The organism is Paenibacillus monticola (assembly GCF_009664975.1).
In the GTDB taxonomy this organism is placed as follows: Bacteria; Bacillota; Bacilli; order Paenibacillales; family Paenibacillaceae; genus Paenibacillus_AQ; species Paenibacillus_AQ monticola.
In genome coordinates this window covers 117,611-131,887 of sequence record NZ_WJXB01000005.1, presented here as the reverse complement: position 1 = coordinate 131,887, position 14,277 = coordinate 117,611, and the positions used below count along the sequence as shown (strand labels likewise).

The window sequence follows — 14,277 nt, the reverse complement described above, 5'->3', positions numbered from 1 at the left end:
AGGGAATTAGGAGGCGAAGAAATGAATGTGCAGGCTTCCGGAGACAGTCATTCTCCGCATAGCTCAATTAGCATAATTCGCGCAGATATCGATCGAGCGGGAGATGTCCTGAAGCTACTGCGAGAAGCAGCAATGTGGATGGAGAGCAAGGGGATTAAGCAATGGTCACCCACTCAATTTAATGAGCTGGATATTGCCGGATACTTTATGGATAGACATGTTTATATGGCTTTGGATGGTGAGAATGTAGCTGGAATGTTCACCTTGCAGTTCAGTGATCCACAGTACTGGGGCCCTAGAAATGATGAAGCATATGCCTATTTACACCGTTTGGCCGTAGCTGAGCCCTATCGTGGAGCAGGGCTTGGGCGGCAATTGCTGATGTATGCTGCGGATCTAGCTCAGGAGCTAGGGTATAAGTCGCTTCGATTTGATACCTTAGCTAGTAATATAAAGCTCAACCGTTTTTATCAGGGTCTGGGTTTTCACTATATGGGGATAAATGATGTTGGCGGGGGCCGTTTAGTTAATCTGTATGAGCATTTTAAAAAATCAGCTGATTCAGATGAACTACTTCTGCGCTATTTTGCTGAGGCTGATTTTGATTCTGTGAAAAGCTGGAGCATTTCGCCAGAGTTTCTCAAGCAGTGGGCAGGCCCTTCACTTTCGTTTCCTTTGGTCGATAAGCAGCTTAAAGAATATATGAATGGTGCTAACGATACCGGGCAATCCACTATATTAATCTACAGTGCAGTGCACAAAGAAACACAGCAAGTGGTCGGTCATTTAAGTCTTGCTGGAATTGATCGGGTTAATGGTTCCGCCCGGATCGGCCGGGTGGTGGTAGATCCACAGTATCAAGGGCGAGGATTTGGACAGCGTATGATTCAAGAAGTCCTGCGGATTGGCTTTGACAGCTTAGGTCTTCACCGCCTGTCGCTTGGTGCCTTCGCCTTTAATACCGCAGCATTGAAATGCTACGAAGCATCGGGTTTTGTGCGTGAAGGGATACAACGAGAAGCAGCATTGTTCGGCGAGCAATATGTGGATTGCATTGAGATGAGCCTGTTGGATCGAGAGTGGAGAGGTATATAGATAAACGAAGGGGCTACTGCATAGGTCTGGTACGACCGTTGCAGCAGCCCCTTTATATTTTTTGGAACTCAGATGTGTTGTGATTATTTATGATGGAAGGCCTTCGGCCCGCAGTCGTCCAGTTTTCTCATATACATCCTGAAGCAGACGGGAAGGTTGGGTACGGATGACCGGTTTAGCAGCTACGATCTCATGAGGCCCTACAACAACAATGTTGTCTGAACTGCCTTTGATAATGGCTCCATCTTTGATGACGGCGCCTTCGCCGATAATGGCATTTTCGATCTGTACACCACGGCCTATACGTACACCAGGCATAATCACGCTCTGTTTAATCTGGGACAGTTTACCAATCTCCACACCTCCGAAGATGACCGAACGGAATAGGCTGCCTTCCATGGTGCTGAATTCATTCACAAGGCAATCTGTAGCTGGAAGTTGAACACGTGCTTTATGAACGGCAAGCTTGGGACGGCGGGCCCGGCTATACATTGGCCAGCGTGTATTATCGATCTGAAAGCCGTTATCAGCCTGTAACAGATCCATGTGGGCCTCCCAGAGACTGCTCACAGTTCCTACATCTCTCCAGTAGCCTTCGAAGCGGTAGGCGAACAAGTCGTCATTACTGTCAAGCATACTTGGGATGATGTCTTTACCAAAATCATGGCTGGAAGCTGGATTTGCAGCATCGCGCAGCAAATATTCCTTCAGATAGTCCCAACGAAACAGATAGATGCCCATTGAAGCTAAATTGCTCTTTGGAACCTTTGGTTTTTCCGCAAATTCAGAGATTTTCAGTTCATCATTCACGTTCATTACACCAAAGCGGCTGGCTTCCTCCCATGGAACCTCCATGACGGAGATCGTAGCCTTCGCGCCTTTACTGTGATGATAATCAAGCATTGTGCGGTAATCCATATGGTAAATATGATCTGCCGACAGGATTAATACATGTTCTGGATTATGACTGTCGATAAATTCAAGGTTTTTATAAATGGCATCGGCGGTTCCCAAATAGTTCTCTCTACCTTCAATACCTGAAGGAAGCAAGGTGACTCCATGGTCTACATTGGAGTTGAGCCCCCACGGCTCACCTTCTCCAATATGTTGATGCAGGGATTCGGCTGCGTACTGTGTCAGTACGCCGACAGTATCAATATTGGAATTCACACAATTGCTTAGGGGAAAATCAATGATTCTATACTGTCCACCGAAAGGGACTGCAGGCTTAGCCATATTGGCGGTTAAAGGTGCCAATCTGCGACCCTCTCCACCTGCCAATAACATGGCGATACATTGTTTTTTACTCATTTGTTATCCCTCCCATTTTTTTGTCAATGCTTGTAATATAAACTTTCGACAAGCGCTTGAAACGGCATAGGTGAAATATATTGCTATGAATCAGAAAAAATTACAGGAACCTTTTTTTCAACCATAAAACATAGCTTTTCACCAGCAAATCATTTTCAAATGGATTAGATTCGGGTAATGTAATAGGTGCATCCTATATGAAAAGGTGGTGATGAATTGGCTGAGACACCAACAACAGAAACCCTCCCGTCATCTGATGATATTTTCTTGTTTCATGAAGGCACGAATTATCGCAGCTATTCAATGCTGGGCGCGCACACTGCCGCTGAAGAAGGCATTTCCGGCGTACGCTTTACCGTGTGGGCTCCTCATGCGACATATGTAGGACTAGCGGGCAACCATAATGGCTGGGACGGAACGCAGAACATGGACTCGTTATATAAGATACCCGATTCAGGATTTTGGAGTCGTTTTTTTCCGGGGATTGAGCCGGGAACTTTTTACAAATACAGGATTACGACCGCAGAGGGTACAAGCTTCCTAAAAGCTGATCCATTTGCCTTCAAAGCTGAGGTCCGTCCAGCTACTGCATCCGTTGTTGCAGAGCTTGGTGGCTACCAGTGGGGAGACGCAGCTTGGCGGCGCAAGAATAAGTCCCCGTACAATCAACCAGTGAATATTTACGAAATGCATTTTGGAACCTGGCGTCAGAAGGAAGACGGTGAATTCTACACTTATCAGGAACTTGCTGGACTGTTAATCCCCTATTTGGTGGAAATGGGCTATACCCACGTAGAATTCATGCCGCTCGCAGAGCATCCATACGACTTATCATGGGGCTATCAGGGAACAGGTTATTTTGCAGCAACAAGCCGTTATGGTGAGCCGCATGAACTAATGTATTTGATTGATCATCTTCATCAGGCAGGCATAGGTGTGATATTGGATTGGGTTCCGGCCCATTTTGCCAAGGACGCTCATGGTCTGCGAATGTTTGACGGTTCCGCGCTTTATGAATATGCCGATCCGATGTTAGCTGAGAAGCCAGGCTGGGGGACCCTTTCCTTTGATTTCAGCAAGCCTGAAATATCCTCATTTCTGATCTCCAATGCGCTATTTTGGTTTGATCTATACCATATTGACGGAATGCGTGTGGATGCTGTCACGAGTATGTTGCGCCTTGACTTTGAGAAGAAGAGCCATCAATATCGTCATAATGCGAATGGCGGTTTGGAGAATCTTGAAGCCATCAGCTTTATTCAGCGCCTGAACAAGGCTATCTTTCATTATTATCCTAAAGCATTGATGATGGCTGAGGAATCAAGTGCTTGGCCTGGGGTTACTGCCCCTGTTCATGAGGGTGGGTTAGGCTTTAACTACAAATGGAATATGGGCTGGATGAATGACACACTGGGTTACATAGAACATGAATTCAGCGCGCGTCCGCATCATCATAATCTGCTGACATTCCCGATTTGTTATGCGTACGCGGAGAATTATACCTTGCCTTTATCGCATGATGAGGTTGTGCATGGCAAGAAGTCTTTGTTGGACAAGATGCCAGGTTCCTATGAACAGAAATTCGCTGGATTACGGCAACTGCTTGGTTATCAGATGTCCCATCCCGGCAAAAAGCTGCTGTTCATGGGTAGTGAATTCGGCCAATTTATCGAGTGGAAGGATCAGGAGCAGTTGGATTGGCTGCTGCTTGAATATGAGAGCCATCAACGTATGCTAGCCTATACTAAAGAACTCAACAAGCTCTACCTCTCTGAAAAAGCATTATGGGAGCTGGATCATGATCTGGAGGGGTATCAGTGGATTGACGCGGACGATAGCGGACAAAGTATTGTCTCGTACATCCGTAGGGGCAAGAAGCCTGTGGATACGCTGATATTTATTATTAACTTCCAACCGATGCAACGTCTCAACTACCGTATTGGTGTTCCCCGTCCAGGGGCTTACGAAGAGATCTTCAGCTCTGAGAATACAGAGTTCGGCGGTTCAGGAGTGCATAATGCTCCAATACAGAGCAGCAAGCTGGAATGGCATAATCAGTTGAATAGTATCGAGCTAACACTACCGGCGTTAAGCTTTCTGGTGTTAAAGAAAGTTGGACGTAAAGGTAAATCATAGCTAGTTATTGACTTAGTTCAGAAACTGTAAATTTTAGGGGGATAACAAATGAAAGTGTTATTTGCTGCAGCTGAAGCACATCCATTTATCAAAACGGGCGGGCTGGCCGATGTCATTGGTGCCTTACCCAAGGCGCTGAAGAGCGCCGGAGTAGATGTACGGGTGATAATACCTAAATATCGTGGCATTCCAGAAAAATTCACCTCACAAATGGAGCATATCACTGAAGTCTATGTTCCCTTGGGCTGGCGCAATCAATACTGTGGTATCGAGCGTTTAGTGTATGAGGGTATACCGGTATATTTTGTTGACAATGAGTATTATTTCGGAAGAGATGGAATTTATGGCTATATGGACGATGGAGAACGTTTTGCGTTCTATAACCGGGCGGTGCTGGAATGCCTGGAGGCCATCGATTTCCAGCCTGATGTGCTCCACTGTCATGACTGGCATGCCGCGGTAATTCCAATGCTGCTGCAAGGACATTATCGCCACAATCCTTTTTACAGCAATATACGCACTGTATTCACTATACACAACCTGTTATACCAAGGGGTGTTCCCCTATGAGGTGCTGGGTGAGCTGCTTGGACTAAACAGCAGCTACTTTGGCGGAGTGGAATATTATGGGGGCATTAACTTCATGAAGGGTGGTATCGTGTATAGCGATCACGTAACCACAGTTAGTCCAACCTATGCGGAAGAAATCCGTACCCCGTATTATGGGTATGGACTGGAGGGGTTGCTGACCTCACGTGCGGATCATCTGACGGGTATTGTTAACGGCATCGATACTAAGAGCTATAACCCGGCAACGGACCCGCAAATCTTCTCACGCTACCGCTCCAATCTGGCGAAGAAGACAGAAAACAAATTGGGTCTGCAGCAAGAATTGGGCTTGCCTGTAGCTCCATATATACCAATGGTTGCGATGGTGACTCGACTGGTTGATTCCAAGGGACTCGATCTATTGACTCGCGTCTTGGATGAACTTCTGTACTATGATGATGTTCAGTTCGTGATGCTCGGAACAGGAGACGAAGTGTATGAGCGTTGGTTCCGTGAGGCCGCGTTGCGTTATCCAACAAAGCTGTCGGCACAAATCCTGTTTAACGATGCATTATCCCGCAAAATATATGCAGCCAGCGATCTGTTCCTGATGCCCTCGAAGTTCGAGCCTTGCGGCATCAGCCAGCTGCTTGCCCTGCGTTATGGCAGCATTCCGGTCGTGCGGGAGACGGGTGGACTTAATGATACCGTGCACGCGTACGATGAGGAGACGGGTACAGGCAACGGCTTTACGTTCAAAGACTACAACGCTCATGATATGATGTTCACACTTCGCCGTGCTCTATCTTTTTACAGCAAACCTGAACATTGGAAAAAGGTCACCAAAAATGCCTTCTCCGGTGATTACAGCTGGAACGTATCCGCACAGCAGTACATTGATATTTACGAGGATATTACGGAATGACGACAAATTTCAGAAAGTTCTGAATTATAGCTCAAAAAACAGCAAGCTTCCGAGAAATGGAAGCTTGCTGTTTGCTGTTTCGTTGCGAGTGTGAATCTACTCAAGAGAACGGCATAATATCTGGTAACCATACGGATCAAGGGATATATTCATCATTCCGTCTTGAGGGACAACAGGGTGACCCGTCATTGCATCCAGCCAATCATCTGTCTCCATCGGATGGCTAAGTGTGCGGGGCTCCGATCCATTGTTCATCCAGATCGTAAAATGACTGACTGTATCGGCCCGTTCATACACGATGCAGGAGTTGCTCTCATGGGCCTGCAGGATGCGGAAGCGACCTTCCCGCAGGGCTTTGTTCTTTTTGCGCAGAGCAATCATCCCCCGGTAGAAGTTATACAGCTCACGGTCCTGCTTCTCTTCCTCCCATTCCATACATTTACGGCAATCGGGATCTTGGTTCCCACTCAGGCCAATTTCATCGCCATAATAAATGCAGGGTGTTCCCATAAAGGTGAAGAGGAAGACAACAGCCAGCTTCAGACGGCGTTTATCTTCACCTACGCAGGTGAGCAGGCGAGGCGTATCATGGCTGCCCAGTAGATTAAAGACGACTTCATTCGTCTGTTGCGGGTATCGCATCAGCAGAGCCCCAATCCGGTGACCGAACGTAACTCCGTTCATGCCGCCGTTGAAGAACTCCAGCACCGTTCCAGAGAATGGATAATTCATCACGGAATCAAATTGGTCTCCGAGCAGCCAGGTCAAGGAATCACTCCAAACCTCGCCGACAATATAGGCTTCCGGATTGGCATTCTTCACGACTTTGCGGAAATCGCGCCAGAAATGATGGTCCACTTCATTAGCCACATCCAGCCGCCAGCCGTCCACTTTAATTTCCTTAATCCAATATTCGGCGACCTCCAGCAAATAAGATTTAACCTCGGGATTAGCGGTATTGAACTTGGGCATATTACCAAAAAAACCAAACGTGTCATACGTAGGAATACCGTCGATAATCTCGGCCGGAAAAGAGTTCATGTGAAACCAATCCTTATAAACGGAATATTCACCCTTCTCCAAAACATCCTGAAACGGCGGGAATTTATCGCTGCAATGATTGAATACGGCGTCCAGCATGACGCGGATTCCTTTTTTGTGGCACTCCGCTACAAGCTGCTTCAATAGTTGATTGCTCCCGAAGTGAGGGTCAACTTTTTTATAGTCTACGATGTCGTATTTGTGATTGGAGGGGGAGAGGAACAGGGGGGTGAAATAAATAGCGTTGATACCAAGCTCCTGCAGATCGTCCAGGTGGTTCAGAACTCCCAGCAGATCCCCGCCAAAAAAGTTATCCAGCTTTGGTATGCCACCCCACTCCTCCGTACCCTCCGGGTCAATAGTAGGATCACCTTTAGCGAACCGCTCAGTCATAATCTGATAAAAGACGGCGTCCTTAGCCCAATCAGGCACCGTGAACAAATCAATACTGTGTATGTAAGGGAATTCGTAGTAATGATTCGGCGGTTGTGGACATTCCTGGTGGACACCATTATCCAGTAAATAAATATTCTCAGAACCGGCGCTGATGCGAAAGGTATAGCACAAACGTTTGTATTTCGGACGGACCGCTGCTTCCCAATAATCGAACATATCGTCTGAAGCCGCTTTTTCCATCATAATCTCATAATAAGTAGGGTCCCAATCATATTTATCCCCAGTCAAGGCCACAACACAGTCTACATCATTCCGTTTGGTGCGAACGCGCAGGTGTATAGTTTCTGTATCGTAGGCGTAAGCCCACTTGTCACGGGGAACATGGTACAAAGCTTCCAAAAGCATGACAGCACCTCCAAAATGAATGTACGGAAAAGACATAAGGGGCTTAAGATGGCGTCCCGGCAACTGTCGCATTAGCAAGTTAATACCCTGGAGAGTCGCAGTATGAACCAAATGCGGATACTTCAATGAGGAATAAAAGGTTATGAAATCAGTATATACTTCTTTTAATAGTGTGTGCAAAATAGCTGTTTCAGCACAATTAAATTCCTTTCTCTGAATTTTTACTCAAAAACTGACAGAGGTTGTCACAAAAATGCCTTTGCATATTCATGCGTTGTGATTTATAATAAATCGGTCAATGCGACAACATAGAGAACTTAAGAGAATAGGGGAGATATAGAAATGAACAAATGGGGTAAACTATCATTAGGAATGTTATTGGCGGTAGGCCTGCTTTCCGGCTGTGGTTCTAATAAGAATGATAATGATTCTGCTGCAACTGGCAATACTAACACTGGAGCGACCAAGACGCTTACGATGGGTACAAGCGCAGATTTTCCACCCTATGAATTTCACAAAGTAGTAGATGGCAAGGATACAATCGTTGGTTTTGATATTGATATCGCCAAGGATATCGCTAAGGATATGGGTGCTGAGCTGGTAATCAAGGATTTGCCGTTTGATTCACTGTTGAATGAACTGTCGAGTGGACGAGTGGATATTGTTATTTCTGGACTGAGTCCAACCGAAGATCGTAGAAAAGCCGTTGAGCTTTCAGATATTTATTATAAAGCCGATCAAGCAGTTGTGGTGCGGGAAGCGGATAAAGATAAATTTGCGACGATGGATTCCTTGAAGAACGCCAAAATCGGTATTCAGACCGGTTCAATCCAGGAAGATATCGCCAAAGGGATTGAAGGTGCCAAACTGACATCTCTAGGCAAAATTTCCGAGATCATTCTGCAGCTCCAGTCTAACCGTGTAGATGCTTCTATTATGGAAGGACCTGTAGCAAAGGCTTTTGTGAAGAATGTTCCAGGACTTGTGATTACAGACGCTGTACCTGTCGTTGAAGACAACGGTTATGTTATTGGGATTAAGAAAGGCAATACAGAGTTGCTTGATAAAGTAAATGGGACGTTGACCCACCTGATATCGGAAGGTAAGATTGAGCAATATGTAACGGCAGCAAGCGAACTTTCTGTAAGCAAATAATTTGAGTTCAAATGATAGCAGCTTGCAGATAAGGGTTATACCATACAGAAAATAGCGGTGATCCGCTGTTTTCTATTTTTTTGGAGATAGGAGGTCACGCTGAAATCATGAATATATTTAATCTTGCTTATGAATACCGGAATTTCTTCTTATCCGGTCTGCAGTACACGCTGCTGCTGGCAGTCATTGGTGTCTTTTGTGGATTTGTATTGGGAATTGCTGTCGCTCTGTTGAGAATGTCACGTTTCTGGCCACTACGGTTCATAGCCACCGCCTGGGTGGAATTCCTGCGCGGTACACCAATGCTGGTGCAGCTGTTTCTCATTCACTACGGTTTGCCGGTGTTTGGTATTGAATTCTCCCCAATAGAATCCGGGGCCATTACTTTATCGATCAACAGCTCCGCTTATCTGGCTGAGACCTTTCGGGCAGGAATACAAGGGGTTGACCGTGGTCAAATGGAAGCCGCCCGTTCGCTCGGAATGAGACAAGGCATGACCATGCGTTATATTATCCTGCCACAAGCGCTGAAAAACGTCCTGCCAGCGATTGGCAACGAGTTTATTACCATTATTAAAGAATCATCCATCGTCTCCATGATTGGAGTGGCCGATCTGTTATTCCAGTCGAGAACGGTCACAACCATTACTTATGAAGCATTAACACCCTTACTCATTATCGCATTTATGTATTTTGTGATGACTTTTACTTTGTCCAAGATATTAGGCAGACTGGAAAGGAGGCTGAATACGGATGATCGCCGTTAAGAACCTGCATAAGTATTTCGGAAAGCTAGAAATATTGAAAGGTATTGATCTGGAGGTTAAAAAGGGTGAGGTTGTCGTAGTTATCGGCCCCAGTGGCTCTGGAAAGAGCACCTTGCTACGCTGCTTGAATCTGCTTGAGCAGCCTACAAGTGGTGAAATTGCCTTCGAAGGTCATTCCATTACAACCAAGAAGCATGATATCAATGTGACTCGTGAGAAAATGGGGATGGTCTTTCAGCAATTCAACCTGTTCCCACACAAAACCGTGCTGCAAAATATTATGCTGGCTCCGCTTAAAGTGAAAAAACAACAGCACAGTGAAGCAGAAAAAATTGCTGTTGAACTGCTACGCACCGTAGGTCTGGAGGATAAAAAGGATGTGTATCCAGCCCAATTGTCCGGTGGACAGAAGCAACGGATCGCTATCGCCCGGGCGCTGGCGATGCAGCCGCATGTGATGCTCTTTGATGAACCTACCTCGGCGCTGGACCCGGAAATGGTCGGCGAGGTGCTGGAAGTCATGAAGAAGCTGGCAGAGGCTGGTATGACTATGGTTATAGTCACCCATGAGATGGGCTTTGCACGCGAAGTGGGTGATCGTATCCTCTTCATGGATGACGGTGTGATCGTCGAGCAGGGAACACCGACAGAAGTATTCGGCAGCCCTAAGCATGTTCGCACAAAAGATTTTTTGAGCAAGGTTCTATAAATATAATTGAACGGCCTCGGAGATGGCTTCCGGCGGTCGTTTTATTTTTGGTTTATAGACCCAAACCATGTATAATTAGGGGTCAAACAACTTGTAAAGGAGTACATACGCATGAGAGATGATCTTTGCCGAATAGGCATTATCGATATTGGTTCCAACTCCATCCGCCTAGTGATCTATGATACGACCTCGGAAGGCGGTTACAAGATTATCAAGGAGTGTAAGTATTCTGCTCGCCTGAGTGAGAAGATTACGAAGGAGGGCAGGCTGGAGCAGCGTGACATGGAGACGATTATTCCGGTCCTGCGCCAGTTTAAGGAGATCTGTGATGAATTTGAAGTCGATAAAGTCCGTGCTGGAGCTACAGCGGCGATTCGCAATGCGGCAAACTCGGCGGAGATTATTACATTTTTATCTGAGGCAACCTCCATCCCCATCGAAGTAATCAGCGGACATCAGGAGGCCTATTTTGGTTTCCTTGGTGTTATCAATGCCTTTGATGTAGAAGATGGTTTCGTCATCGATATTGGCGGCGGCAGTACGGAGATTACGCTTTTTCGTGGACGGCGTTATCAGCATAGTATCTCATTCCCATTCGGAGCTGTGAACACTAATAGTATGTTCGGCCAAGGCGGCAATTGGACTGCTGAGCAAGTACATAAGCTTCAGGCTTATGTTATCGGCAGGCTGGTCGAGCATGAATGGTTGAGCACAGGTTCGGAACTACCTTTATTCGGTCTAGGAGGGACACTTCGTTCATTGGGTAAGCTGGATCAAAAAACACGGGATTATTCATTGCAGAATTCGCATGGGTATACCATGCCTACCGAGACCATTGAGCACTTTATGGCGACTTTGCCCTTAACACCTTTTGAGAAGCGCAAGGAGCTGGACGGGCTGTCCAAGAGCCGTGCCGATATCATCGTGTCGGGCCTAATTATTTTTCATACGGTATATCAGTATATAGGAGCCAGTTCTTCGGTGATCAGTGGGGAAGGTTTACGGGAGGGCATGCTGCATGATCTGCTGAAGCCAGAGGAGCCGGTAAGGGACAGTGCGCTGGAATATAGCCTAAATACTATCATCCGCTTTGATATCCGCACCTCAAAAAGGCATTTGGATCACATTTACAAGCTGGCTCATAGTCTGTTTGAAGCCTTTACGGTAGAGGGAGATAAGGTAGAACAGGATATGTTGATTTATGTGGCCACAATGCTTCATCGCACCGGAACCAATATTAATTATTATCAATCCAAGCGGCATACGCGGTACTGGTTGATGAATTCACCAATTCGCGGACTCACGCACCGCCAGCTCATCCTCTGCGCATTGATTGCTTCCTATAGCACAAAAAGCCGGAAGCAGAAAATGTCCAACTTGCATAAGGACATCTTGTTAGCTTCCGACGATGAGTTGATTCATAAGCTAGGTGCTCTTGTCCAACTAAGTATTGCACTGGACAGTAGCGAGATTGGTATTGTCAGCGACTTGAAGGCTGATCTGCACGGCAATAACCTTAGTCTTGAATTGCAGGGCGCTCCAGCACTTCTGATCGGTCTGGAAGACATTGAGAACGCTCTGAAGGCATTCAGGAGTGCTTGGTCGGTAAAGGTAAAGCTCGGCTTTCCTTCCAACGGGTAACATCCATGGCAACGAACTGGCTCCGGAATGGGGCCTTTTTGTCGTCCGCACGTACATAATATCCATTAGCCTGCAGGAAGCTGGATTTCACATTATCTTTGAGAGACAGTTCGAGAATCTTGACAATCTGTTTCCGAATGTTGGTGTCACGCACAGGGCACATCAGCTCGATCCGCCGGGTAAGGTTACGCGTCATCCAGTCAGCACTTGATAGATAAACCTCTGGGTTGCCACCATTCTCGAAATAATAAATACGCGAGTGTTCCAGAAAACGGTCAACGATACTGCGAACAGTAATTCGCTCGCTTAAGCCTTCGATCCCCGGACGCAGACAGCAAACGCCACGTACAATCAAATCTATGGACACACCAGCCTGAGCTGAGCTGTACAAATCATCAATAACCTGTTGATTCGACAGTGAATTCATCTTGGCAATGATGCGTGCAGGCCGACCCGCAGCAGCATGCTCAGCTTCTCGATGCATTAAGTTCTGCAAGGACTGGCTCATATTGGTTGGTGCAACGATGAAGGAATTCCAGTCATAATTAGCGGAATAACCGGTCATCTGATTGAACAATTCTGAAGCATCAAGTCCGATGTCTGCTTGGGCGGTGAACAAACTAATGTCGGTATAGGCCTTGGCCGTACTATCATTGTAGTTGCCTGTGCCTACATGCACGTAACGACGTAACTCATTGCCTTCTTGACGGACAATCAGCGTAATTTTGGCATGAGTTTTGAGACCGACCAGACCATAAACAACGTGACAGCCCGATTGCTCAAGCTTACGTGCCCAAGCAATGTTCCGTTCTTCATCAAAGCGGGCCTTCAGCTCTACTACTACCGTTACTTGCTTGCCTGATTCTGCGGCGTTCGCCAGAGCGGTGATTAGTGGAGATTTGCCGCTTACCCGATAGAGTGTCATTTTAATGGCCATTACCTGTTCATCCTCGGAAGCTTGAGTGATGAAGTCTGTCATGGCGTCAAACGATTCATAAGGGTGGTAGACCAACACATCACGTTCGCGCAGTACCTCGAAGAAATCCTCGTTCTCATCAAATTCAGCCGGATAGAGAGGCTCGATGGGCGGGTAATGCAAATAGCTGAAGCCTTTCAGACTTCCGGCAAAATTACGCAGGAAGCTCAGATCAAGCGGTCCTTCAATTTCAAAAACGAAGTCTTCGATTTCAAATTCGGCCTGCAGTTGTTCCAAGGCGTAGGGATGAATGCCTTTTTGTACCTCCAGACGGGCAGGAACGCCTCGCCGCCGTTTGCGCAGTTCTTTTTCGATTTCCTCCAGCAGATCCTCTGCACCTTCCTCATCGATGGTCAGGTCAGAGTTACGGGTCAGACGGAACTCATTAACAGCCACTGGCTCATAGCCGCTAAATAACGTCTGAATGTGCTGTCTGATTACATCCTCGATGAAGACAAACTGCCGTTTCTTGCTATTAGCGCGGTAGGGAAGAGGGATACACCTTGGCAAGTTGGACGGTATTTGCAAAATAGCAAAATATGGCTCCTCTTCATTGCTGTTCTTGCTTGTAAGAACAACTGCCAGATAAATGAATTGGCTGTGGACAAGCGGAAAAGGCCGGCTTTGATCGACAGCCATCGGCGTAAGCACTGGGTATATGATGTCTCGGTAATACTGTTCGATAGACTGCTCCTGGGCGTTGGTCATATCCGCGTAATTAACAAATACCACACCTTCTTTATGTAAACCCCGTGTGATGCCCTGGTACGTGCGGTATTGGTCGGCAATAATTTTGCTGACACGTTTGATCAAGCGTTTATGCAGTCCTGATGGCGTGTAACCCGTGAAATCTTTTTTCATGTAGCCCGCTCTGATCTGATCCTGAATTCCGGCTACACGGACACTGATGAATTCATCCAGGTTGCTGGATACGATCGCCAGAAACTTGGCCCGCTCCATAAGTGGATTGTCTGGGTCCTGTGCCTCCTGCAGCACGCGACGGTTAAATTCGATCCAGCTTAAATCCCTGTTGAGGTAAGCAGTAGCTGGACTACTCTGGTTGATTTTTATCTCTTCTGTATTCATGGACCCTCCAAGTATGATTCATTATCTAATATTCTCTATCGTATTCTATTATTCTACCTTTTGACAAAGGGGGAATTGTTAACGCT

The 14,277-nt window shown here is 46.5% G+C and carries 10 protein-coding genes; 7 read left to right on the top strand and 3 right to left on the bottom strand.

Annotated elements, in window-relative coordinates:
* Positions 1–21: 21 nt before the first annotated feature.
* A complete protein-coding gene (locus GJB61_RS16135; RefSeq protein ID WP_154119712.1) occupies positions 22–1,095 on the top strand; it encodes a GNAT family N-acetyltransferase in 1,074 nt (357 codons plus the stop codon).
* Between the two features lie 87 nt (positions 1,096–1,182).
* Here GJB61_RS16135 and GJB61_RS16130 read toward each other — a convergent pair whose 3' ends face one another.
* A complete protein-coding gene (locus GJB61_RS16130) occupies positions 1,183–2,406 on the bottom strand; it encodes a glucose-1-phosphate adenylyltransferase (RefSeq protein WP_154119710.1) in 1,224 nt (407 codons plus the stop codon).
* A 216-nt stretch (positions 2,407–2,622) separates the two neighbouring features.
* Between GJB61_RS16130 and glgB the strand changes: the two genes are divergently transcribed.
* Both glgB and glgA read left to right on the top strand, forming a co-directional pair.
* Positions 2,623–4,542 carry a 1,4-alpha-glucan branching protein GlgB gene (gene glgB, locus GJB61_RS16125; protein ID WP_154119708.1) on the top strand — a complete coding sequence of 640 codons (1,920 nt, stop codon included), beginning with the start codon at positions 2,623–2,625 and terminating at the stop codon, positions 4,540–4,542.
* Between the two features lie 48 nt (positions 4,543–4,590).
* Complete coding sequence (glgA, locus tag GJB61_RS16120; protein ID WP_154119706.1) at positions 4,591–6,015, top strand: glycogen synthase GlgA; 1,425 nt, start codon at positions 4,591–4,593, stop codon at positions 6,013–6,015.
* Between the two features lie 96 nt (positions 6,016–6,111).
* Here the strand turns inward: glgA and GJB61_RS16115 are convergent, their stop codons facing one another.
* Complete coding sequence (locus GJB61_RS16115; RefSeq protein WP_154119705.1) at positions 6,112–7,857, bottom strand: alpha-glycosidase; 1,746 nt, start codon at positions 7,855–7,857, stop codon at positions 6,112–6,114.
* A 342-nt stretch (positions 7,858–8,199) separates the two neighbouring features.
* On the opposite strand from GJB61_RS16115, the gene GJB61_RS16110 reads away from it, so the two are divergent.
* The 4 genes from GJB61_RS16110 to GJB61_RS16095 all read left to right on the top strand — a co-directional run bounded on the left by GJB61_RS16110 (position 8,200) and on the right by GJB61_RS16095 (position 12,129).
* Positions 8,200–9,012, top strand: a complete 813-nt coding sequence (locus tag GJB61_RS16110; protein ID WP_154119702.1) for a transporter substrate-binding domain-containing protein — start codon at positions 8,200–8,202, stop codon at positions 9,010–9,012.
* 107 nt (positions 9,013–9,119) lie between these two features.
* Positions 9,120–9,779: an amino acid ABC transporter permease gene (locus GJB61_RS16105; protein WP_154119701.1), complete on the top strand. Its 660-nt coding sequence runs from the start codon at positions 9,120–9,122 to the stop codon at positions 9,777–9,779.
* The gene (locus tag GJB61_RS16100; protein WP_154119699.1) at positions 9,766–10,488 is read left to right on the top strand and encodes an amino acid ABC transporter ATP-binding protein; all 723 of its coding nucleotides are present in this window, start codon (positions 9,766–9,768) and stop codon (positions 10,486–10,488) included. The genes GJB61_RS16105 and GJB61_RS16100 overlap by 14 nt, the downstream gene beginning before the upstream one ends.
* A gap of 111 nt (positions 10,489–10,599) precedes the next feature.
* The gene (locus GJB61_RS16095; protein ID WP_154119697.1) at positions 10,600–12,129 is read left to right on the top strand and encodes a Ppx/GppA phosphatase family protein; all 1,530 of its coding nucleotides are present in this window, start codon (positions 10,600–10,602) and stop codon (positions 12,127–12,129) included.
* On the opposite strand, the gene ppk1 is transcribed toward GJB61_RS16095, so the two are convergent.
* On the bottom strand, positions 12,077–14,191 hold the full coding sequence (gene ppk1, locus GJB61_RS16090) for a polyphosphate kinase 1 (protein WP_154119696.1): 2,115 nt from the start codon (positions 14,189–14,191) through the stop codon (positions 12,077–12,079). The genes GJB61_RS16095 and ppk1 overlap by 53 nt on opposite strands.
* Between the last annotated feature and the right edge of the window lie 86 nt (positions 14,192–14,277).

What these genes read in the sequence shown, in the direction of transcription:
- GJB61_RS16130 (WP_154119710.1), bottom strand. Translation starts at nt 2,406, where the DNA reads ATGAGTAAAAAACAATGTATCGCCATGTTATTGGCAGGTGGAGAGGGT.
- GJB61_RS16095 (WP_154119697.1), top strand. Translation starts at nt 10,600, where the DNA reads ATGAGAGATGATCTTTGCCGAATAGGCATTATCGATATTGGTTCCAAC.
- glgA (WP_154119706.1), top strand. Translation starts at nt 4,591, where the DNA reads ATGAAAGTGTTATTTGCTGCAGCTGAAGCACATCCATTTATCAAAACG.
- GJB61_RS16135 (WP_154119712.1), top strand. Translation starts at nt 22, where the DNA reads ATGAATGTGCAGGCTTCCGGAGACAGTCATTCTCCGCATAGCTCAATT.
- GJB61_RS16105 (WP_154119701.1), top strand. Translation starts at nt 9,120, where the DNA reads ATGAATATATTTAATCTTGCTTATGAATACCGGAATTTCTTCTTATCC.
- GJB61_RS16110 (WP_154119702.1), top strand. Translation starts at nt 8,200, where the DNA reads ATGAACAAATGGGGTAAACTATCATTAGGAATGTTATTGGCGGTAGGC.
- GJB61_RS16115 (WP_154119705.1), bottom strand. Translation starts at nt 7,857, where the DNA reads ATGCTTTTGGAAGCTTTGTACCATGTTCCCCGTGACAAGTGGGCTTAC.
- GJB61_RS16100 (WP_154119699.1), top strand. Translation starts at nt 9,766, where the DNA reads ATGATCGCCGTTAAGAACCTGCATAAGTATTTCGGAAAGCTAGAAATA.
- ppk1 (WP_154119696.1), bottom strand. Translation starts at nt 14,191, where the DNA reads ATGAATACAGAAGAGATAAAAATCAACCAGAGTAGTCCAGCTACTGCT.